16 protein-coding genes are annotated in these 23,115 nt (G+C 42.2%); 8 read left to right on the top strand and 8 right to left on the bottom strand.

Translation table 11 applies throughout. The features are described from left to right. Positions 1-9: 9 nt before the first annotated feature. The gene (locus LWH95_RS13935) at positions 10-1,041 is read right to left on the bottom strand and encodes a polysaccharide pyruvyl transferase family protein (protein ID WP_232919803.1); all 1,032 of its coding nucleotides are present in this window, start codon (positions 1,039-1,041) and stop codon (positions 10-12) included. A 93-nt stretch (positions 1,042-1,134) separates the two neighbouring features. Next, a complete protein-coding gene (locus LWH95_RS13930; RefSeq protein ID WP_232919802.1) occupies positions 1,135-2,283 on the bottom strand; it encodes a glycerate kinase in 1,149 nt (382 codons plus the stop codon). Between the two features lie 195 nt (positions 2,284-2,478). Here LWH95_RS13930 and gntR point away from each other — a divergent pair, with 195 nt between their 5' ends. From gntR to ahpF, 6 genes are all read left to right on the top strand, one after another. Beyond that, a complete protein-coding gene (gene gntR / locus LWH95_RS13925; RefSeq protein WP_133485317.1) occupies positions 2,479-3,210 on the top strand; it encodes a gluconate operon transcriptional repressor GntR in 732 nt (243 codons plus the stop codon). Further along, on the top strand, positions 3,203-4,744 hold the full coding sequence (gntK, locus tag LWH95_RS13920) for a gluconokinase (protein WP_232919801.1): 1,542 nt from the start codon (positions 3,203-3,205) through the stop codon (positions 4,742-4,744). The genes gntR and gntK overlap by 8 nt, the downstream gene beginning before the upstream one ends. 28 nt (positions 4,745-4,772) lie before the next feature. Next, a complete protein-coding gene (gene gntP, locus LWH95_RS13915) occupies positions 4,773-6,119 on the top strand; it encodes a gluconate permease GntP (protein ID WP_003236443.1) in 1,347 nt (448 codons plus the stop codon). Between the two features lie 23 nt (positions 6,120-6,142). Further along, entirely contained in the window at positions 6,143-7,549 is a 1,407-nt protein-coding gene (gnd, locus tag LWH95_RS13910) for a decarboxylating NADP(+)-dependent phosphogluconate dehydrogenase (RefSeq protein WP_232919800.1), read from the top strand. 486 nt (positions 7,550-8,035) lie between these two features. Continuing rightward, entirely contained in the window at positions 8,036-8,599 is a 564-nt protein-coding gene (gene ahpC / locus LWH95_RS13905; protein WP_003236447.1) for an alkyl hydroperoxide reductase subunit C, read from the top strand. 13 nt (positions 8,600-8,612) lie between these two features. Next, entirely contained in the window at positions 8,613-10,142 is a 1,530-nt protein-coding gene (gene ahpF, locus LWH95_RS13900; protein ID WP_232919799.1) for an alkyl hydroperoxide reductase subunit F, read from the top strand. A 111-nt stretch (positions 10,143-10,253) separates the two neighbouring features. On the opposite strand, the gene LWH95_RS13895 is transcribed toward ahpF, so the two are convergent. The 3 genes from LWH95_RS13895 to LWH95_RS13885 form a co-directional block, all read right to left on the bottom strand. Further along, on the bottom strand, positions 10,254-11,606 hold the full coding sequence (locus tag LWH95_RS13895) for a polysaccharide pyruvyl transferase family protein (protein WP_133485311.1): 1,353 nt from the start codon (positions 11,604-11,606) through the stop codon (positions 10,254-10,256). Between the two features lie 281 nt (positions 11,607-11,887). Further along, positions 11,888-13,327, bottom strand: coding sequence for a 6-phospho-beta-glucosidase BglA (gene bglA, locus LWH95_RS13890; protein ID WP_232919798.1), 1,440 nt, complete (start codon positions 13,325-13,327; stop codon positions 11,888-11,890). A 13-nt stretch (positions 13,328-13,340) separates the two neighbouring features. Next, a complete protein-coding gene (locus LWH95_RS13885; RefSeq protein WP_232919797.1) occupies positions 13,341-15,209 on the bottom strand; it encodes a beta-glucoside-specific PTS transporter subunit IIABC in 1,869 nt (622 codons plus the stop codon). Between the two features lie 157 nt (positions 15,210-15,366). On the opposite strand from LWH95_RS13885, the gene LWH95_RS13880 reads away from it, so the two are divergent. Together LWH95_RS13880 and fbp are read left to right on the top strand one after the other, a co-directional pair. After that, complete coding sequence (locus LWH95_RS13880) at positions 15,367-16,077, top strand: GntR family transcriptional regulator (RefSeq protein ID WP_225515457.1); 711 nt, start codon at positions 15,367-15,369, stop codon at positions 16,075-16,077. A 296-nt stretch (positions 16,078-16,373) separates the two neighbouring features. Then, positions 16,374-18,299 (top strand): fructose-1,6-bisphosphatase, encoded by a 1,926-nt coding sequence (gene fbp / locus LWH95_RS13875; protein ID WP_232919796.1) that lies wholly within the window; start codon positions 16,374-16,376, stop codon positions 18,297-18,299. A gap of 609 nt (positions 18,300-18,908) precedes the next feature. On the opposite strand, the gene LWH95_RS13870 is transcribed toward fbp, so the two are convergent. The 3 genes from LWH95_RS13870 to LWH95_RS13860 form a co-directional block, all read right to left on the bottom strand. Further along, positions 18,909-20,933, bottom strand: coding sequence for a hypothetical protein (locus LWH95_RS13870; RefSeq protein WP_232919795.1), 2,025 nt, complete (start codon positions 20,931-20,933; stop codon positions 18,909-18,911). Positions 20,934-21,343: 410 nt separating this feature from the next. Next, positions 21,344-22,150 carry a toll/interleukin-1 receptor domain-containing protein gene (locus LWH95_RS13865; protein ID WP_232919794.1) on the bottom strand — a complete coding sequence of 269 codons (807 nt, stop codon included), beginning with the start codon at positions 22,148-22,150 and terminating at the stop codon, positions 21,344-21,346. Between the two features lie 101 nt (positions 22,151-22,251). Next, the coding region (locus tag LWH95_RS13860; RefSeq protein ID WP_232919793.1) for a hypothetical protein at positions 22,252-23,115 on the bottom strand (864 nt) is incomplete at its 5' end.

Here is a 23,115-nt window from a genome sequence, read left to right as displayed (position 1 = left end):
TCTTTATCTTCACGATGCAAAAAAATCAACCAACGGCTGAAAATCCTTAGACAAATCAACTTCATTCGGCTCTACTTGAAGCAGGCGGGCGATCATGCGCTCCAGTTCCTCAACATCATTCTTATCCGTATATTCAATGAAGTTTAAGCTTTCAAGCCAATCCCGGTACGAATGTTTGGCTTTGCCGTAGCTGTTTCCAAAGACGAGGCAAGGTGTTTTGGTGATAATCGAGAAAATCATCGCGTGAAGGCGGTCGGTAATCACCAATTTACTGGAACCGATGCGGTCCAGCATCTCCATAAAATGCTTTTCACGATCGGCGTAATCAATGGTGTCGACCGTATCCAGCACCGTATCGGTACGCTCCGCATAGGTTGTTTTTTCTGCCCATTTCATCATCTGTGAAATAAAGTCTTCGTCTGTCACTTTCTCCTTATCCGCTCTTAAAATAAAGAGAACGCCGTCCCGCTCGAGCTCTTTCGGCACAATATCCAAGGAGAGCACCATATCCGGTGTAAAGATCACATTGGAATCGAATGTCTCTTTTACAACATCCAACGTCTGCGTCTCACGCGCTGCAATCGTTAAGTTAGGATTTTGATGGTACGCGTCCTGTGTTTTTTTCTTTTCTTTATTTCCTTCCTCTGTATCTTCAAAATACACAGATTGCGGCAGAGAAATCGATTTGTAGTCCTTAAACGCCGAAAAGACCTTTCTTCTGTCTTCCTCAATATCGAGATAAAGGTTTCCTAAATTCCCTCCGCCGGTAAAGCAGACAATATCGTCTTCACGGATGATCTCCTTCACCAGTTCAATGCCCTCATCCGTCGCATAATCCATAATCTCAATGTATTCATAATACGGAAAACGGTTTTTTATAAATTTCTCTTCCGCATACGCAATCGCTTGGTCTCCAATGTTTGTGTAACTCGGAGAACCAAACAAAAATACTTTTCGTTTATCATTTAGCAGGGCTTCTGGTTCAACGTTTGGCGCAATGCCTTTTACGAGTTTTTTGCCTTTGATTTCTTGTACAGTCATGTCTTCGTCCTCCTTCTGGGATGAATATCTCATTGTGTGGTTAACTGTCTCTACCCAAAAAGGAGGATGGATATGCATTGGCGTGTGCGCCGGCTATATCAGAAATATCGTTTTCGCCAATTTGATGGATGCTGCAATGTCTCGAGCCGTTCTTTCCATATATTCTGCGGCATGTTCAAACGCGTCTTCAAGAGGCACGGCTCCGGGAACGATGCTGAAAAACGCGTCGATTCCGTGTTGATAGGCGGCATCACTGTCTCGTGACACTGAACCCGCAATGCCAATGACGGGCACATCATATGATTTAGCCGCTTTGGCCACACCAATCGGCGTTTTTCCATAGATGGTTTGGCTGTCAATCCGCCCCTCGCCGGTAATCACAAGATCTGCATCCTGAACTTCATTTTCAAAATCAACCGCTTCAAGGACAATATCAATGCCTCTTTTCAGATCAGCATGAAGAAAAGCCAGCAGGCTCCACCCAAGACCGCCTGCTGCGCCGGCGCCCTCTGTTTCTCTGTAGGTTGTTCCGAGCGCTTTTTCTGCCACATCCGCAAAATGGGTCAGGTGCTGATCCAGTACACGCACCATGTCGTCTGTCGCGCCTTTTTGCGGCCCGAAAACAGCTGAAGCTCCTCTTGGCCCTGTTAACGGATTGTCAACGTCGCAGGCGACTTCGATTTTGACATTATGCAATCTGGGATCAAGCCCGCTTACATCTATTGATGCGAGCTGAGATAACTCGCCGCTCCCGGGGCCGATCTCACGGCCTGAGTCATCAAGAAGCCTTCCGCCCAATGCTTGAATCATCCCGGCTCCTCCGTCATTCGTGGCGCTTCCGCCGATCCCAATGATCAAACGCTCCGCTCCCGCATCAAGAGCCGCTGAGATTAATTCTCCCGTCCCTTTCGTTGTAGTGACAAGCGGATTGCGCTTTTCAACGGACACCAGATGCAGCCCTGATGCAGCAGACATTTCAATCACAGCCGTTTTTTCATCCCCCATCATGCCAAAAAACGCTTTCACAGGTTCCCCCAGCGGCCCCGTGACAACCTGCTCTTTGATCCATCCGTTTGTAGCATCAACCAGAGACTGAACGGTGCCCTCACCGCCATCCGCCATCGGCAGTTTTCTATAATCGGCACCAGGAAAAACCGATTTGAAACCTCTTTCTATCGCGTCAGCGGCCTCCAGAGCTGATAAACTTTCCTTAAAAGAATCAGGTGCAATGATGATTTTCATCTAAATCGCCTCTTTCAAAACATGATTCAATTACGCTATCTATCTCCAATGTACCATATCTCGTTTAGAAATAAATACCATTCTATCTGGGAAAAATTTTATTAAAAATTAGAAATGAAAGTGTTTGCATAAATGAAATATTCACGTTATCATACTTGTATACAAGTATACTCCTTTAGTGAGGAAGGTGAGTGTATGCTAGACTCCAAGGACCTGTTGTATCCTGCAAAATGGCTCTCAAAAGCGTCAACTGGTGTTCGTGTCGCATGCGAGCTGAGAATGCGGATCATTTCAGGCATGATTGAAAGCGGTACCATTTTATCAGAAAATACGATCGCCGCTGAGTTTTCAGTAAGCCGCTCGCCGGTTCGCGAAGCGTTAAAAATACTCGCATCCGAAAAAATCATCCGCTTAGAACGAATGGGAGCGGTTGTGATTGGGTTAACTGAAAAGGAAGTCGCGGAAATTTATGATGTGCGATTACTATTAGAAACATTTGTCTTTGAACGGCTTGTCAAAATAGACATTGAGCCTTTAGTTAAAGATCTCAGCAAAATACTTGAAATGATGAAAGTCTCCATCAAATACGAGGATGCTGACGAATTTTCATTTCAAGACGTGCTGTTCCATGAAACGATTGTCCGCGCCATTGATCATTCATACATTCAGATGATCTGGCACAATCTAAAACCCGTCATGGAAAGCTTTATTCTGTTGTCCATGCGGGTACGGTTAAAGGAAAAATATGAAGATTTCACAAGGATTTTAAATAACCATGAGCTTTATATTCAGGCCATTAAAGCAAAGGACAGAGCGCTGATGATCCAGTCTCTTCACCAAAACTTTGATGATGTGCAAGAAAAGGTAGAAGACCTGTGGCTCTCACAACAAATGCTGGCAAAAGGAGCTGAATACAACAATGACTAGTTATATGTTAGGAATCGATATCGGCACGACAAGCACAAAAGCTGTATTGTTCAGTGAAAACGGAGACGTGGTACAGAAAGAAAGCATCGGCTACCCGCTCTATACACCGGACATCTCTACGGCTGAACAGAACCCGGAAGAGATTTTTCAGGCGGTCATCCACACAACAGCGAGAATTACAAAACAGCATCCAGACAAACAGATCTCATTCATTTCATTCAGCAGCGCCATGCACAGCGTCATCGCAATCGATGAACATGATCAGCCGCTGACGCCATGCATCACGTGGGCCGACAACCGGAGCGAAGGCTGGGCGCATAAGATTAAAGAGGAATTGAACGGGCATGAGGTGTACAAACGGACAGGGACACCGATCCATCCGATGTCACCGTTAAGCAAAATTGCCTGGATCACAAACGAACGAAAAGAAATCGCTTCCAAAGCCAAAAAATATATCGGCATCAAAGAGTACATTTTTAAACAGCTGTTCAATGAGTATGTCATCGATTACTCCTTGGCCTCAGCGACAGGCATGATGAATCTGAAAAGCTTGGATTGGGACGAAGAAGCACTGCGCATCGCAGGCATCACGCCTGATCACTTATCAAAACTTGTGCCGACGACTCAAATCTTTCAGCACTGCAGCCCGGAGTTAGCGATCCAGATGGGCATCAATCCGGAAACACCTTTTGTCATCGGCGCCAGCGACGGCGTGCTGTCCAATCTCGGCGTCAACGCCATTAAAAAGGGCGAAATCGCCGTTACCATCGGGACAAGCGGTGCCATCCGCACGATTATTGACCAGCCGCAAACCGATGAAAAGGGACGGATTTTCTGCTACGCCTTAACGGACAAGCATTGGGTCATCGGCGGGCCCGTGAACAATGGGGGCATCGTCCTTCGCTGGATCAGAGACGAGTTTGCCTCTTCCGAAATCGAGACAGCGACACGATTGGGCATTGATCCATATGATGTGCTGACGAAGATTGCCGAACGCGTCAGACCAGGTTCTGAGGGTCTGCTGTTCCACCCGTACCTCGCCGGAGAACGCGCTCCGTTGTGGAATCCGGATGTGCGCGGCTCATTTTTCGGCCTGACGATGTCGCATAAGAAAGAGCATATGATACGCGCGGCATTGGAGGGCGTCATTTACAACCTGTATACGGTATTCCTGGCGTTAACGGAATGCATGGACAGCCCGGTAACCCGGATTCAGGCAACAGGAGGATTTGCAAGGTCGGAGGTTTGGCGCCAAATGATGTCGGATATCTTCGAATCAGAGGTTGTCGTTCCGGAAAGCTACGAAAGCTCATGTCTCGGCGCCTGCATTTTAGGCCTGTATGCAACAGGAAAAATCAATTCATTCGACGCCGTATCCGACATGGTCGGCAGCACATACAGACATACGCCGATCGAAGACTCAGCCAAAGAATACAGAACATTAATGCCGATTTTCATCAATCTATCAAGATCATTAGAAAATCAATATACACAAATTGCAAATTATCAGAGGGGCTTAATCACACACAACTAGTACATGACATGAAGGGGAGGGTATTACCATGCCGTTAATCATCGTTGCACTTGGGATCTTAGCATTACTGCTATTGATTATGGGCTTAAAATTAAACACATTTATTTCTTTACTGGTCGTATCGTTCGGCGTGGCATTGGCACTCGGGATGCCGTTCGATAAAGTTGTCAGCTCCATTGAAGAAGGAATAGGGGGAACTCTTGGCCACATCGCACTCATCTTCGGACTCGGTGCGATGCTGGGCAAGCTGATCGCCGACTCAGGAGGCGCACAGCGCATTGCGATGACACTCGTCAACAAATTCGGCGAAAAAAACATTCAATGGGCTGTTGTCATTGCCTCATTCATTATCGGTATTGCGTTATTTTTTGAAGTAGGATTGGTTCTATTAATTCCGATTGTATTTGCGATTTCAAGAGAATTGAAGATTTCTATTTTATATCTCGGAATTCCGATGGTCGCAGCGCTATCCGTCACGCACGGTTTCCTGCCTCCACATCCGGGGCCTACCGCGATTGCCGGTGAGTACGGCGCCAACATTGGGGAAGTGCTGCTGTACGGCTTTATCGTCGCTGTTCCGACAGTGCTCATCGCAGGGCCTTTGTTTACAAAGCTCGCGAAAAAAATCGTTCCTGCATCATTTTCGAAAAACGGCAATATTGCATCACTCGGCACGCAAAAAACGTTCAAGCTTGAGGAAACACCCGGCTTCGGAATCAGCGTCTTCACTGCAATGCTTCCGATTATCATCATGTCGGTCGCGACCATTATCGACCTGCTTCAAGAAACAATCGGATTTGCGGATAACGGAGTTTTAGCTCTTATCCGATTGATTGGAAACGCATCGACTGCTATGATTATTTCGTTATTAGTCGCAGTCTATACAATGGGCATCAAACGCAACATTCCAGTCAAAACCGTGATGGACTCTTGTTCAACAGCCATTTCACAAATCGGCATGATGCTTCTGATCATCGGGGGAGGCGGCGCCTTCAAACAAGTGCTGATCAACGGCGGTGTCGGCGATTATGTGGCAGACTTATTCAAAGGAACGGCATTATCGCCAATCATCCTGGCATGGCTCATCGCGGCGATCCTGCGTATTTCTCTAGGGTCAGCCACTGTTGCCGCGCTAAGCACAACAGGGCTGGTCATTCCATTGCTGGGACATTCTGATGTCAACCTGGCATTAGTCGTACTCGCAACAGGCGCCGGAAGCGTCATCGCTTCGCACGTCAATGACGCCGGCTTCTGGATGTTCAAGGAATACTTCGGATTAAGCATGAAAGAAACATTTGCCACATGGACCTTGCTGGAAACAATTATCTCCGTTGCTGGACTGGGATTCATATTATTGTTAAGTTTAGTTGTATGAAATTGATGAAGGAGCTGTAACACATGTTCAATACGATTGGTGTCATAGGCTTAGGCGTAATGGGAAGCAATATCGCCTTAAACATGGCAAACAAAGGTGAAAACGTCGCAGTCTATAATTACACCAGAGATTTAACGGACCAGCTTGTCCAAAAGCTGGATGGACAATCTCTCAGCCCGTACTACGAGCTTCAGGATTTTGTTCAATCGTTAGAGAAACCAAGAAAAATCTTTCTGATGGTCACAGCGGGTAAACCCGTAGATTCCGTCATCCAATCATTAATGCCTTTGCTTGAAGAAGGCGACGTCATCATGGACGGGGGCAACTCCCACTATGAAGACACAGAAAGAAGATATGACGAGCTGAAGGAAAAGGGCATCGGCTACCTGGGAGTCGGCATTTCCGGCGGCGAAGTCGGCGCATTAACAGGGCCTTCCATCATGCCGGGCGGAGATCGCGAAGTCTATGAGAAAGCCGCTCCTATCCTGACGAAAATCGCAGCTCAAGTCGGAGATGACCCGTGCTGTGTCTATATCGGACCAAAAGGGGCAGGGCACTTTACAAAAATGGTGCACAACGGCATTGAGTATGCCGACATGCAGCTGATTGCAGAAGCGTATACGTTTCTGAGAGAAACGCTGCGTCTGCCGCTCGATGAAATTGCATCTATTTTTGAAACATGGAATCAAGGTGAGCTGAAAAGCTATTTAATAGAGATTACAGCTGAGATTTTACGCAAAAAAGACGAACAAACAGGACAGCCTTTGATCGATGTCATCCTTGATAAAACCGGCCAAAAAGGCACCGGAAAATGGACGAGCATGCAGGCAATTGATAACGGCATCCCGTCCACAATCATCACAGAGTCCTTGTTCGCCCGCTACTTGTCATCCTTAAAAGAAGAACGGATGGCAGCTCAAGACGTGTTAGCAGGCCCGGAAGGCGAAGAAAAACACTTTGATAAAGACACTTGGATTGAATACGTCAGACAGGCTCTTTACATGGGGAAAGTATGCGCCTACGCACAAGGCTTTGCCCAATACAAAATGTCATCTGAGCTTTACGGATGGAACCTGCCGCTCAAAGACATCGCGTTGATTTTCCGAGGCGGCTGCATCATCCGCGCTGATTTCCTAAACGTGATCAGCGAAGCATTCAGCGAGCAGCCAAACCTGTCAAACCTGCTGATCGCGCCTTATTTCTCAGATAAGCTCCAAGCCTATCAAACAGGCCTGCGCAAAGTCGTTTGCGAGGGTATCAGCACTGGAATCTCGTTCCCATGCTTAACAACAGCCCTCTCTTATTATGACGGCTACCGCACGGGACGTTCCAATGCGAACCTCTTGCAGGCGCAGCGCGATTACTTCGGCGCCCATACGTACGAACGGACAGATATGGACGGCGTTTTTCACACGAATTGGTCTGAATAACAGTCATAAAAAAACACGGTCAGTTTCAACTGAACCGTGTTTTTTTCATCTATGATTTCTTCTATCTCAAATTACAGGAGACAAGTTATGTTTTAAATATCATAAACAGTGATACAATAATAGCTAGAAACAATCCCCAAGATCATCATGTGACAGCATGCTTGCTGTTCCGTTCTATTCTGCTTTTGGTAATTGTCCTTTGCCGCTTGCCCATGGTGTCATTAAATGTTCAAATGCCTAAAACGGCTTGCATTCTGATTTACAAAAGTCCCTGAAAACCTTGTCTAATTGAGAATCAATCCATATCAATAATCTCATCTGTTATAAAAGAAATACCTAAAACCTACCTATCACACCTTAAATAAGATGAAAAAAAGTAGGTTATGGCTTGACAAAAAATATATATTAATTAATAATTCATATATAATTAGAATTATTATTGAAAGCACAAATGCTTTCTAATACATTTTAGGAGGAATATACATTATGTCTTTAATCGGTAAAGAAGTACTTCCATTCGAAGCAAAAGCATTCAAAAACGGTGAATTCATCGATGTAACAAACGAATCTCTGAAAGGCCAATGGAGCGTATTCTGCTTCTACCCAGCAGATTTCTCTTTCGTATGCCCAACTGAGCTTGAAGATCTTCAAAACCAATACGCTGCACTTAAAGAATTAGGTGTTGAAGTATACTCTATCTCTACAGATACTCACTTCGTACACAAAGGCTGGCATGACAGCTCTGAAAAAATCGGCAAAATCACTTACGCAATGATCGGTGACCCATCTCAAACGATCTCTCGCAACTTCGATGTTCTTGACGAAGAAACTGGTCTTGCTGACCGCGGAACATTCATCATCGATCCAGATGGCGTCATCCAAACTGTAGAAATCAATGCAGGCGGTATCGGCCGTGACGCAAGCAACCTGATCAGCAAAGTAAAAGCAGCACAATACGTTCGTCAAAACCCAGGTGAAGTTTGCCCGGCTAAATGGGAAGAAGGCGGCGAAACTCTTACACCTAGCCTTGATCTAGTAGGTAAAATCTAAGGAGTGCATTCCATTGGGACTTGATGCAAATATCAAAGCACAATTAAATCAATACATGCAGCTAATTGAGAATGACATTGTTCTCAAAGTTAGCGCAGGCGAAGATAACACTTCAAAGGACATGCTGGCTCTCGTTGATGAGCTGGCTTCCATGTCATCTAAAATTTCAGTTGAAAAAGCTGAATTAAACAGAACGCCAAGCTTCAGTGTCAATCGTGTCGGAGAAGACACTGGCGTTACATTCGCCGGTATCCCTCTAGGCCACGAATTTACATCATTAGTTTTGGCGCTGCTCCAAGTGAGCGGCAGACCGCCTAAGATAGACCAAAAAGTCATTGATCAGGTGAAGAAGATCAGCGGTGAATACCACTTTGAATCTTATATCAGCCTGACATGCCATAACTGCCCTGACGTTGTACAAGCTTTAAACATGATGAGCGTGCTGAACCCGAACATTACGCACACAATGATCGACGGTGCGGCATACAAATCAGAAGTTGAAAGCAAAAACATCATGGCAGTGCCGACCGTTTACCTGAATGGCGAATCCTTCGGAAGCGGCCGTATGACGCTTGAGGAAATTCTTGCGAAAATGGGCAGCGGCGCAGATGCATCTGAGTTTGCTGAGAAAGAGCCGTTTGACGTTCTTGTTGTCGGAGGCGGGCCTGCTGGTGCAAGTGCAGCGATCTACACTGCGCGTAAAGGCATCCGCACTGGTGTTGTCGCTGAACGCTTCGGCGGACAGGTTCTCGACACAATGAGCATCGAAAACTTCATCAGCGTCAAAGCGACTGAAGGTCCGAAACTTGCTGCAAGTCTTGAAGAGCACGTGAAGGAATATGATATTGATATCATGAACCTTCAGCGCGCAAAACGCCTTGAGAAGAAAGAGCTGTTCGAACTTGAACTCGAAAACGGCGCTGTCCTGAAAAGTAAAACAGTGATCCTTTCAACAGGTGCCCGCTGGCGCAATGTCAACGTACCTGGTGAACAAGAGTTCAAAAACAAAGGTGTCGCATACTGCCCGCACTGTGATGGGCCATTGTTTGAAGGCAAAGACGTAGCGGTTATCGGCGGCGGAAACTCTGGAATCGAAGCAGCGATTGATCTCGCAGGCATCGTTAAACACGTTACTGTGCTTGAGTTCGCGCCGGATCTGAAAGCAGACGAAGTGCTGCAAAAACGGCTTTACAGCCTACCTAACGTCACTGTCGTGAAAAACGCACAAACGAAAGAAATCACAGGCGATCAGAGCGTAAACGGCATCACATACGTAGACCGCGAAACAGGCGAAGAAAAACACGTTGAACTCCAAGGTGTATTCGTCCAAATCGGTCTCGTGCCAAACACAGAATGGTTAGACGGAACGGTTGAACGCAACCGCATCGGCGAAATCATCGTCGACAAACACGGCGCGACAAGTGTCCCAGGCTTATTCGCTGCCGGTGACTGTACAGACAGTGCATACAACCAAATCATTATTTCGATGGGATCAGGTGCAACTGCCGCTCTTGGCGCGTTTGATTACCTTATCCGTAACTAATACAAGAAAGCCGCAATATTGCCAGATTGGCAGCATTGCGGCTTTCTTTTTTATTCCAAAAATATTGCATGTTTTATACAATTGTAATATAGTTGTAATGTTAGTGAATGGTCACTTCACACTCAGCATATTTGCTGTTTTTAAAGCGATACGCACTGATTTCCTATTTAAAGTGCCCTGATACTTTTTGACCTTGTTTTTCAGATCTTTAATGGTTTTTTCCTTTTTGGCATTTTCTAATGCCATAAGCGCTTCCCAGCGTTTCGCTGTTTCTGTGGAACTGCAGCCGCTAACTGTAGTCACAGGCGGAAGAAGCTTCGTGTTAGATAGCTTTTCGTCAAAAGGAACGGTATCAGGAATCGCTTTCTCTTTATAAATATGATCCAACTCATTTTGATTCAGGAAGCTGATGAAATGGTCAAAGTTTTGCGCTTGCCGTTTTTCAGGCTGATGAAAATCAAGTGTTTCAATTAATTCTGACAGTTTTGTTTGCTCCGTTATCTCATTTGCCATGACATGCGTTAACTGATGGTACTCAGCTAATTCCCGCATTCTCGCATCTTTCGGAAGCAAAAGGCTCGGTGTTCCGGCAATCGTCGCTGCGATATTTCCATGCAGCCTTGCGCCAAAGCTCAAATCAGCTTGTCTCAGGAAATCCAGCCATGTCGGCACATTTAAAAAGAACCGGACTCTATCATTCTGATAAGCTGGGTCGTCCATGCTGACCGGGTAATTATCGGCAGGCTTCGCTATCGCAGGCGCACCAGCATACGTTAGAATCATCTCTTTTCGCCATTGCGGGATAAAGTAATGATTCGGGAACTCTTTCATGCTTCTCGTAATGAAGTCCAGCACATGCTTAGGAGACAGCCTTGATGAGTTAACCGTCACCATTGATTCTGGTGTGATATGGGTTTCTCTTATCTTCAGTTCTCTTCCAAACGCATACATAGACGGACAGCCAATTACAGTATGGTCAATACCTTCACGGAATCCTAATCTGGAAAGGTATTTCGCTGTAATCTCACCGCGGACACCGATCATATTTGATCTCTCCAGCACGGCACTCACAAACACCTTTACATCCTCATCAAAAGGAAAACCTTCATTTAATTTTGGTTCAAACGGAGCCCGTAAACCAACACCAATCACAACAACCGGAATGGTTAGTTTCTTAATTAATTGGGTATATTTCCGTAAAGAAGGCACGAAATCCTCGCGGAATGCATCTGCCAGCGGAATAATATACATATCATATGTTTTATTAATTTGTTCAGCGTCTGCTGGATGAATCCGATAATAATCAGGAGTAATCGTCGTTTCTTCAGTCATCAGCGTACGAAACACACTGTAGGCATATACTAAGTTTCCTACGTTGCCGCCAATGGAGTTGCGAACAATCATTTGAGCTGCATCAAATGTATCAAATGGTGATATGCCAGCTCTTATTAAAATGTTTTTCAATGTGATGTTGCCCCTTCCTATCCAAATTTTAATTAGGAGATTTGCTAAGGGAACTCTATCATGTTCTTATAACCCAGCCAGACACCTGCTTTCATCCCTTTTTACTCACAAACTCTCTCCCTCTCTTCCCTTTCTAATATTAAATTATACAAAAAAGCATCTCACAGGTGAAATCATAACATAGCAATCCGCACTGGTAATCTATTCCCATCACTGGATGTCAGACCACAGCGCACCAAAAACCGAACCAAGCACTTCAATGCTCGATTCGGGCCAGCTGCTTATAATTCCTCACCATTCGTTTGAATGACGTTTTTATACCACTCAAATGAATCTTTCTTATACCGCTTCATGGATCCGTTTCCTTCATTGTCACGATCAACATAGATCATGCCGTAGCGTTTTTTCATTTCGCCTGTTGTAAAGGAGACGATATCAATAATCCCCCACGGCGTGTAGCCGATTAAATCAACACCGTCGTAAGTGACCGCTTTTTCCAATGCTTCAATATGTGATCTCAAATATTGAATGCGTTCTGGATCATGGATCTTGCCGTCTTCCTCCAGCGTATCCACTGCGCCAAAGCCGTTTTCCACGATGAATAACGGGATTTGGTACCGGTCATAAAACCGGTTTAACGTATATCTCAGCCCAGTTGGATCAATCGCCCATCCCCAGTCACTAGAGGTGATATACGGATTTTCGACACTATTCGGCAATCCGCCGTTGACGATATCGCCCGTATTATCATTTTCCACATCACTTTTCACGGTTGTTGACATGTAATAGCTGAAGCCTAAGTAATCGACGGTACCCTTTCTTAAAATCTCATCATCACCGTCTTCGAATGTGATGTTGTAGCCTTCTCGTTCAAATTCCTTCAACGCGTAGCTTGGATAGTAACCGCGAACCTGTACATCAGGAAAGAAATAGCGCTGTCTCATTTCTTCCTCAGCCAGCATCACATCTTCAGGATTGGAGGAGTAAGGATAAATCGGCACGTGTGACACCATGGCCCCAATTTGAAAGTCTGGATTGATGTCTTTTCCTTTTGCCACCGCTAATGCGCTCGCCACTAATTCATGGTGCGCCGTTTGGTACATCACTTCCTTGGCATTTTCGTTTTCGTCGACCGTAACACCTGAATTCGTCCATAGGAACAGCGGATTGTTCACATCCATTTGGTTGTTGATCTCGTTAAATGTCATCCAGTACTTCACTTTATCTTTGTAACGGTTGAAGCAAGCTTCTGCGAAATTGACGAAGAAATCCACGACTTTCCGGTTTCTGAAGCCGCCATATTCCCTTGCCAAATGCAGCGGCATTTCAAAGTGAGACAGGGTAATGACCGGCTCGATTCCATGCTTCAGCAATTCATCAAACACATCATCATAGAATTTCAAGCCCGCCTCGTTTGGTTCAGCCTCATCGCCTTTCGGAAAAATCCGGCTCCAGCCGATGGACGTCCGCAGGCATTTTAATCCCATTTCCGCAAACAAAGCGATATCTTCCTTGTATCTGTGATAGAAATCAATGGCTTCATGGTTCGGATAAAATTCGTTTTCTTCAATGGTATCCGTGATTTTTCTCGGAACGCCGTGTGCACCCGCTGTCATCACATCGACAACACTTGGCCCTTTACCGCCTTGATTCCATCCGCCTTCAAATTGGTGGGCAGCTAATGCGCCGCCCCATAAAAAATCCTTCGGCATGTTTCCCATGTGTTATTCCTCCTCAGCTTACGACTGTAAATAATTTTTGGTCTAACGTACTTTCTTCAAGATCCTCGATGAGAATTTCCTGATATGCATGTGAATTCGTGATGATGACCGGGGTAATCGTTGTTAACCCTTTCTCTTCAATGAAAGCTTTATCAAATTCAGCAAGCACTTCGCCTTTTTTGACGGTATCGCCCTCCTTCATCTTCAAGGCAAAAGGAGTGCCGTCTAATGTCACCGTATCCAGTCCGATGTGCACAAGCAATTCGACACCAGATGCTGAACGCAGGCCGATCGCATGCTTCGTAGGCGCCACCATGACGACGGTTCCGTCAAACGGGGCATAGAGCTTGTTATCGGATGGCTCAATCGCCAACCCTTGTCCCATCGCACCTGAACTGAATACCTCATCAGGCACCTTAGAAAGAGGGATGACCTTGCCACTAAACGGAGCATATACTGATTCTTCATTCGCCTGTGCCGTTTGAAGATTTTCCTTTTCCGGCTGTGCAGCTGTATCCTCACCGTAGCCAAAGATCTGAATCAGCACAACAGGGAGAATGATCGCAATCGCAGCACCGATTAAAATGCCCCAGATGGATGTCGGGAATTGTTCATTGATGCCATTGACGACTGTCAGCGGCCCTGGAAGTCCCGCATAGGCAAAATAATACGGATTGAAAAAGCTTGCCACGACTGCCCCAACCGCACCGGAAATACAGCCAAAGATAAACGGCTTCTTAAATCTCAAGGTCACACCGTAGATCGCCGGCTCTGTAATACCAAATAGCCCCGTGATCCCAGCTGAAACGCTGACTTTTCTCGTTTCCTTGTTTCTCGCTTTCAGGATGACACCGAGTACAGCCCCAACCTGGGCAATGACCGCAATCGTTTGATATGCTTGGAATGAATCCCGACCGTATAAATCAAAGTTTGCCAATACCATCGGCGTGATGCCCCAATGTACACCGAAGATCACGATGACCTGCCAGAATGCGCCGATGATTGCTCCAGCCAAAGCCGGCACGTTTTCCGCCAAGAAGTTGTATCCGTTTGCAATCCCATTTGCGCCTAATGTTGTCACAGGGCCAATCAGAAGTATCGTTAACGGCACCATGATCACCATGCATAAAAACGGAACAAACAACGGTCTGACCACTTCGTTCATTCTCTTATTCAAGAAGCGTTCTACATAAGACAAAATCCACACTAAAAATAATGGCGGCAGCACGGAAGACGTGTATGTCGTTTCCGATAAGGCAATCCCTAAGAAAGAAATACTCTTTCCATCTGCGATTTGAGCTGCCATCTCCGCCCATGTCGGACTGACTAACGCGGCACAGCACGCTACAGCGATATACGTGTTGGTTTTAAAATGCTTTGATACCGTAATCGCGATAAAAATAGGCAAAAACGTAAACGGCGCCCAAGATATGAAACTGAAAACCTGATAAACTCCTGTTTTCTCAAAGCCATTAAACAATAAGTTAATTATAATGAGTGCACCTTGCAAAATACCGGCAGCGGCCAGAATGTATACAAACGGCGCAAACACAGCTGACATCGTCGCAATGATCCCATTCAATATCGTTCCTTTATTCTCACCCTGTTCGCCAGACAGATCAATATTGACCAGCTTTGAAAATTCCTCATACACTTCCCCTACGTGCTGTCCAATGACAACCTGGAATTGGCCGCTGTTCTCTACTACCGTAATGACGCCGGGCATCGACTTCACGATATCCTTCGCTTTGGGGTTAGACCGCTTCAGCACCAACCGAAGCCTGGTAGCGCAGCGAGAAGCTCCAATCACATTCTCTTCCCCGCCTACGGCCTCCAAAATGTCTTTCGCTAGTCTCGTATAATCTCTCACTTTCCCCGACATTTTCACCCACCCCTTAGTTTTGGTTGCGCTTTCATTATAATTGTACCGGTATAATTTATCAATACCCAAACAAAATATTTTGACACTAACTATCATTGTAAGCGGTTTATGCTATAATTTTGGCAAGTGAAACTAAACGAATAAATGAGGAATGCGTATGTTAAAGTACCAGCAAATCGCAGCGGAAATTGAAACATATATAGAAGAGCACCAGCTCAAACAGGGAGACAAACTGCCAGTGCTAGAAACCCTCATGGCCCAGTTTGAAGTCAGCAAAAGTACAATCACAAAGTCCCTGGATCTATTAGAGCAAAAAGGCGCGATCTTTCAGCTCAGAGGGAGTGGCATCTTCGTCAGAAAGCATAAACGAAAAGGCTACCTCAGCCTCCTGTCGAATCAGGGCTTTAAAAAAGACCTCGAGGATTTCAACGTCACCTCAAAGGTCATCGAACTGGACGTGAGAAAGCCAACACCGGAAGCGGCAGAAAACCTGAACATCGGAATTGACGAGGACATCTACTATGTCAAAAGGGTCCGCTACATCAACGGCCAAACTCTTTGCTACGAAGAATCCTACTACAACAAATCTATCGTGACGTATTTAAACAACGAAATCGTCTCCCACTCGATCTTCCACTACATCCGGGAAGGACTGGGATTGAAGATTGGTTTTTCTGATTTGTTTCTTCACGTGGGTCAGCTGACTGAGGAGGAAGCGGAGTATTTGGAGTTGGAGGCTGGACTGCCGAAGCTGTATATAGAAAGTATTTTTCATCTGACGAATGGACAGCCGTTTGATTACTCGAAGATTTCTTATAATTATAAGCAGTCGCAGTTTGTGGTGCAGGCTAATAGTTTTTTGTTGTGAAATAACGCTCAACCTGCAGAAAGTGAAAGAGACCAAGAACAATTTATTCTTGGTCTTTTTTCTGAATGACTTACCCGACATTCTTGCAGCCTTAGCTTTCTCTTCTGTTTTCTGCTTTATCTATATCCTCGCTCATCCCAGCACCTCTTTCCTCGTTTTAATTGTCTCTAAAAGCAGTTATGCGTTACTATCATATAAAGGTCCAATGTTTAAAACATAATGTCATACTTTTAAATTCACCTTATCATGCAAATGCTCATAAATAGGGGTTTATTCTAAAAAGGGGATGGACGATTTTGGAAAGCAAGTACTTAGATCTACTCGCACAAAAATATGATTGTGAAGAAAAAGTGGTAACGGAAATCATTAATTTAAAAGCGATACTGAACCTGCCAAAGGGCACTGAGCATTTTGTCAGTGATTTGCACGGGGAATATCAGGCATTCCAGCACGTGCTGCGTAATGGTTCAGGACGAGTAAAAGAGAAAATACGCGACATTTTCAGCGGTGTCATTTACGATAGAGAAATTGATGAATTAGCGGCATTGGTCTATTATCCGGAAGACAAACTGAAGTTAATCAAACATGACTTTGATGCGAAAGAAGCATTAAACGAGTGGTATAAAGAAACGATTAACCGAATGATTAAGCTCGTTTCTTATTGCTCCTCGAAGTATACCCGCTCCAAACTGCGCAAAGCACTGCCTGCCCAGTTCGCTTATATTACGGAGGAGCTGCTATACAAAACTGAAGAAGGTGCCAACAAGGAGCAATATTACTCTGAAATCATAGATCAGATCATTGAACTTGGCCAAGCTGATAAGCTGATCACCGGCCTTGCTTACAGCGTTCAGCGACTAGTGGTCGACCATCTGCATGTGGTCGGCGATATTTACGACCGCGGCCCGCAGCCAGATAGGATTATGGAGGAACTGATCAACTATCATTCTGTCGATATCCAGTGGGGAAATCACGATGTCCTTTGGATCGGTGCCTATTCCGGTTCCAAAGTGTGCCTAGCCAATATAATCCGCATCTGTGCCCGCTATGACAACCTGGATATTATTGAAGACGTCTACGGCATCAACCTGAGACCGCTGCTGAACCTAGCCGAAAAATATTACGACGATAATCCAGCATTCCGTCCAAAAGCAGACGAGAATAGACCAGAGGATGAGATCAAGCAGATCACAAAAATCCATCAAGCGATCGCCATGATCCAATTCAAGCTTGAGAGCCCGATTATCAAGAGACGGCCGAACTTTAATATGGAAGAGCGGCTGTTATTAGAGAAAATAGATTACGACAAAAATGAAATCACGCTGCACGGAAAAACATATCAGCTGGAAAACACCTGCTTTGCGACGATTAATCCGGAACAGCCAGATCAGCTATTAGAAGAAGAAGCAGAAGTCATAGACAAGCTGCTATTCTCTGTCCAGCATTCCGAAAAACTGGGCCGCCATATGAATTTTATGATGAAAAAAGGCAGCCTTTATTTAAAATATAACGGCAACCTATTAATTCATGGCTGTATTCCAGTCGATGATAACGGCAATATGGAAACGATGATGATTGAGGATAAAGCCTATGCGGGCCGTGAGCTGCTCGATGTATTTGAACGATTCTTACGGGAAGCGTTTGCCCACCCGGAAAAAACCGATGACCTGGCGACAGATATGGCCTGGTATTTATGGACAGGCGAGTACTCCTCCCTCTTCGGAAAACGCGCCATGACGACATTTGAGCGCTATTTCATCAAAGAGAAGGAAACGCATAAAGAGAAGAAAAATCCGTATTACTATTTACGCGAAGACGAGGCAACCTGCCGAAACATCCTGGCAGAATTCGGCCTCAATCCAGATCATGGCCATATCATCAACGGCCACACACCAGTAAAGGAAATCGAAGGAGAAGACCCAATCAAAGCAAACGGGAAAATGATCGTCATCGACGGCGGCTTCTCCAAAGCCTACCAATCCACAACAGGCATCGCCGGCTACACGCTGCTATACAACTCCTACGGCATGCAGCTCGTCGCCCATAAACACTTCAACTCCAAGGCAGAAGTCCTAAGCACCGGAACTGATGTCTTAACGGTGAAGCGATTAGTGGACAAAGAGCTTGAGCGGAAGAAAGTGAAGGAAACGAATGTGGGTGAGGAATTGCTGCAGGAGGTTGCGATTTTGGAGAGTTTGCGGGAGTATCGGTATATGAAGTGAGGGATGTGGGGTTCAGAGATGGAATTCTCTGGGCTCTTTTTTATGGTTTCTCATTTAGCACAACAAATTGTTAACAAATCTCGTTATCTACTCCTTCATGAGCATAAATAATACAGTATTAAAAGTTGGAGGACGGAAAAAGAAAGATCTTGATCCCAGAACAGACGCTGTGTTTTGAAGGGAAGTGCACACTTTTTTAATAGGGTCTGCGATATATTTTCGAGCATGTTTATCCATCTGCTGTTACGACTTAGAACTGGTGCTATTTCTTTGAGTTATAGACTTTTGATGATAATAGAACATTAAATCATACAATTTGACTACTCGAAGTCATATTTCAATTTCTAATTAACCAAAATTTCGATTGAGCAAATAAAAAGACATTCAAGAGTCGTTAAAAAATAATTCGATCTTGATTTTACAGAAGTCAACACATCCAAGACTTATACTATAATAGACACTCTATTAATTTGAAACGGATAACGATGATTTTTCAAACAGCCATTACCCGTTTCCATAAAATAAAATACGATTGTACTTATAACTTTTCCCTTTATTTATGGTATCACCATAAATAGTTTAAGTATATTTTCCTTTTGATAATATTTATTAAACTGAACATGACTTAGCATAGAAATTAAATTTATTCATAGCATCATATACTGTACCTAACGCATAATAACCTTCCTTAGATCGGTCAACACATCCTATTAATGGTGAAGATAAAAACTGCAACATTTCAGCAATTTCTTCTAATGAAGGCGGTGTATCAAATCTATTATCATTTCTTAAAGTTCTATATATGTCTTTTTCTTGTAACAAACCTTCGGTCACAGGATCATTACTTTCCGCAACAAGACACTCCATAACAGATAGTAGTAGTTTCCCGGATCTTTTAATTTCTCTCCTTTCGACTTCTAAACAACTAATATCAACTTTGCCTGCTTGTGAAAATATATTTTTATATGCATTAGCTTGCAATGGAATTTGAGAATGGGATCTAATTAATTTTTCCAGCGAATCAATATCTATCAAAACTACTTTGTGTTCTATTGCTCGTTTAACTAAACGTTCTCCTTGAAAAGAATACCCTACAACCGCAATATAATCAGCTGAGTGTAGTTTCTTATGCTCTTTTAATGTATCAAAATTTATTTGTCCTTCTGAGACTACACCTGATTGTGTTGATTTTGCATCGACGGTTACAGTATATGAATATTTCGGTATACTTGGAGAATGTATTAACACGTCCGTTTTACCTGACCCTCCAAGCCAAGTTGCATTAAAGCCTAAGGTTGAAAAAGCACCTGTAATAGCTTTCTCAAATCTTGCAGGGTTTGAAGAGTCTTTTGAAGCCAAACGAAGTTCGGTTAAATGCTCATTTACTACTAAATGTTTATTTTCACTTGGGTTGTTTTCAATCTCATTTTTAATTTCTATATCTATTTTTTGTTGTATTAAAACTTTTTTTAGGATATGTTTTGCTCTTTGCGTTAAGCAATATTTACCCGGACTTTCTTCTTGAACGAGTAAAGCACATTGCATAATATTTAGTCGCTTTCTAATCTCCTCTATTCTTTCAGTCTCAAATCCATAAGATACCTTTGCAATTACAGCTAGTTCTTTAACAGATAAACTTTCTTTTTCTAATTCCTTTAACATTTCAAATATAAATAATACTTTTGCTTGTAAACAGAAAACTAAATCTAAAGCTGATTTAGTTGTTAACCATTTTTTCGCTAATTCTGTAGCCTCATACAAATTTCTTGACTTTCGCTCTAAAAAATCAATATTGGTTAAAGTTGTAACAAAAGAATTTGCTGAAGAAACTGATATATTAAAAGTTTCCTTTGAATAATTTAAAAAGGATTCCTTATCAACAGTCGAATACATTAATTGAATATATCCATTAAATGTATCACATACTTCAGAAATATTTCCTGGGATATAGCCTATAGACGGCTTTCTGGATTTAAGTTGTTCTTGACTCATTTGAATTAACTCTTCTGCCCAAAAAGAAACCGGTATATCAGTTTCTTTAGTTGTCGGGTCTCCAATGATTTCTATTTCTTCGGGCTTTACATAACTAATATTTTTTATGAATTCCTTTCCTTTTTCAGTTAAACAATAAGTGTTTTTAAAGTCATTAAAATTTACTAAATCTAATTGTCTGAACCACGTCAATCTATTACCAACTTCGGACTTGGTATCCCAATTTAATTTGTAGTCTTTATTAGCTATATTTAATAACTCCATAGTTGTCATTGGTTTATCAAGTTTTACAAGAAGTTCACCAATAAATCTAACATTAGCGCAGAATAAAGCTGTTAAGTATAAATCATCCTCAGACTCTAAATATTTTTTGCTTTCCTCTGATATTTTCCATATACCGTCTTCTTTATAGATTAGACCAATAGGCCTTAACCATCTACATAAATTTTCTAACGTTGCTTCACTGGTGCTTCCTTTAAACTTCATTTTTGTACCATATGGAACTTTATTCACTAACGCTTTTAAAATTTCTCTTAAAACAACAGGCTGCCCCATGTCACTTCTGGGGATCTTCGGCAGTGAAAATACTTTTGCATTCCATTCCCTATGTTTGGGGTAATTTTTTGGATCAATTAAAAACATTCATCTCACCTTCCAAGCTTAAATAACAATTAACAATATAATATTGAATAAAAGCCTATCTATTTTAGAAGATAGACTTAATATTAAAACCTCATTCACTTATTATAAGGCTCACAGGAATGTATCTAAATGAGATTTTTATGAAATTGAACGTGATGAGCGAATGAATTTCTCAGTTTATTCTAATTTTGTTCTACTCTAGGTTTTTGCTCAAGATATTTTCCAAAGACAAATTTAAACCTTTCACATATAAAAGAAATATACCATCAGTTTCTAATTGACTAAATGTTAAATATTTTTCAGCTTTAATTGGATCCCGATCGCCATGCAAGCTATTTTTTTAAGTTAAGTATTTTTGAACTTTGGATATCTATGAATTGCATAACATAAACCACATCTCATCATTTTATTTAATCTTTATACTCTTCAATTTTAATAGCATCTTTAAAATAATCCATCCAATATAGTCCATATCTCTCTTTAGCTTCTCTAATACAGCTATGGAAGCTGCTATTTTGCAACTTTAACCTTGTAACAAAAGATCCAGAATCCTGTGTTTCTATTAGATCATAAAATTTTAGAGTCTCAATAATATCATGATAAGGTGATGCATTAATATCTGTGCCCTTTAAATGAATTTTAAATATATTCGCAGGAGCTAATTTGCATTCTCTACTTTTAGTAAGAACATCAAATATATTAAAGTATTTATCGCTCAGTAACATATTTAAAGGACTAACTTCCTTTTCATTTAAATGCTTAATAAATCTATAGGCTGGTTCGACTTTATCTAAATTTAATTTACTTTTAATTTGTTCAACATCAATTCCTTCTAATTTATATAGAAAACTTTGGATTTCTTCCATACTAACATTTTCGTTATGCACAAAGTGTAACTTCTCCTTCTCACCTTGCAACAAAGGTGGAACTGGAATATCGTCTAAAAGCACACAGACAAAAGGTTTTTCTGTCTGTATAGAATATTCAACTTCCGCCATTACCCACTTGAAATTCTCAACTACGTTGCTTGAATAAAACACTATTACTATGTCACTTTCATCAATTTTTTTAGTTATTTCTCCTATTATAGATTTTCCCGGAATAAACTCATGAGTATCTACAAATGCTTTATGTTTTTTTTCATTATTTTCTATTAGGTTTATATATGGGGTTATTCTTCCTTTATCTTTAGTTGAGTGACTAATAAAAAACTTCATTATTCTTTTCTCATCTCCCTTTTTATTTTCTAAGTAGTTATTAAAATTTAGTATTGATAATCTTGATCGTGGATTTTTCTTAGTGAGTTTTTCAATAATATTCAGTAACTCATAAAAACCTTCTTGTATAGGGGACTTACTACAAAATCCCTACTAAATACTGTTTTAAATTCATCGTTATTATTCTTCCATACTCGCTTTGGGTTAAACTGTAAAGAGATTAAATTTAAGCTATTAATTTTATCCATTTCTTTAAGGAGGAGACTAAAAACTATTAGTCCTATCATAAAAGATATCTTTAATTCATTTTTGACATGCTGTCTATCAAAAAAATCTTCGGGAGCACTCAAATATAAGCTTCTATCTTTTACTGGTTTTGGATTAAGCCTAACCTCCATATCATGGTATAAGGAGGTTTTCACCCATAAATTTTTTGGGTTTACGAAAATAGGATTATTCATATATCGATTATCATTCCTAATTAACGTAATAACCTTTTTTAAGAAAATAAAAATATCTTTCACACTATTAAATGTAGAATGTAAACTATGTAGAGTAAAATAACCTTCACTTGGTTCTACAATTTCTTCCTGGACATCTTTAACAATCAATAGCTTATATAATTCTTGATATTCTTTTCTCAAAAAATCTAAAAAATTTATATGTGCTTTCTCATTTGAATTCTCAAACAGTTCTAATAATGAGGCATCCTTTAAAAAGGCATCTATTATGAATTGTCCACAATTGCTTACCTTATAAATGTTTTTTTCAATAATTTTATTAATGATCACTGACTTGAACCGTGTTGAAAAGCCTCTTCCTTTTGCACCTGTACTCCTTGACATATGATATAAAATAGAATTAATTAGATAAGGGTTTGCTCTCTCTAACCTGTTAATACATTTATTAATAATCGTAGTTAAAATAAAAGCTTCTACCTTTTGAGATTTTGAGCTATTTAATAT

The organism is Bacillus sp. G16, from assembly GCF_021282335.1.
GTDB classification, from domain to species: domain Bacteria; phylum Bacillota; class Bacilli; order Bacillales; family Bacillaceae; genus Bacillus; species Bacillus inaquosorum.
The sequence above is the reverse complement of the archived record's forward strand: the minus strand, read 5'-3'. Positions and strand labels throughout refer to the sequence as shown.

Coding starts and splice junctions, on each gene's coding strand:
- LWH95_RS13880 (WP_225515457.1), top strand. CDS start 15,367: ATGTTAAAGTACCAGCAAATCGCAGCGGAAATTGAAACATATATAGAA.
- LWH95_RS13865 (WP_232919794.1), bottom strand. CDS start 22,150: ATGAAGTTTTTTATTAGTCACTCAACTAAAGATAAAGGAAGAATAACC.
- LWH95_RS13870 (WP_232919795.1), bottom strand. CDS start 20,933: ATGTTTTTAATTGATCCAAAAAATTACCCCAAACATAGGGAATGGAAT.
- LWH95_RS13930 (WP_232919802.1), bottom strand. CDS start 2,283: ATGAAAATCATCATTGCACCTGATTCTTTTAAGGAAAGTTTATCAGCT.
- gntP (WP_003236443.1), top strand. CDS start 4,773: ATGCCGTTAATCATCGTTGCACTTGGGATCTTAGCATTACTGCTATTG.
- LWH95_RS13935 (WP_232919803.1), bottom strand. CDS start 1,041: ATGACTGTACAAGAAATCAAAGGCAAAAAACTCGTAAAAGGCATTGCG.
- ahpC (WP_003236447.1), top strand. CDS start 8,036: ATGTCTTTAATCGGTAAAGAAGTACTTCCATTCGAAGCAAAAGCATTC.
- gnd (WP_232919800.1), top strand. CDS start 6,143: ATGTTCAATACGATTGGTGTCATAGGCTTAGGCGTAATGGGAAGCAAT.
- LWH95_RS13885 (WP_232919797.1), bottom strand. CDS start 15,209: ATGTCGGGGAAAGTGAGAGATTATACGAGACTAGCGAAAGACATTTTG.
- gntR (WP_133485317.1), top strand. CDS start 2,479: ATGCTAGACTCCAAGGACCTGTTGTATCCTGCAAAATGGCTCTCAAAA.
- bglA (WP_232919798.1), bottom strand. CDS start 13,327: ATGGGAAACATGCCGAAGGATTTTTTATGGGGCGGCGCATTAGCTGCC.
- gntK (WP_232919801.1), top strand. CDS start 3,203: ATGACTAGTTATATGTTAGGAATCGATATCGGCACGACAAGCACAAAA.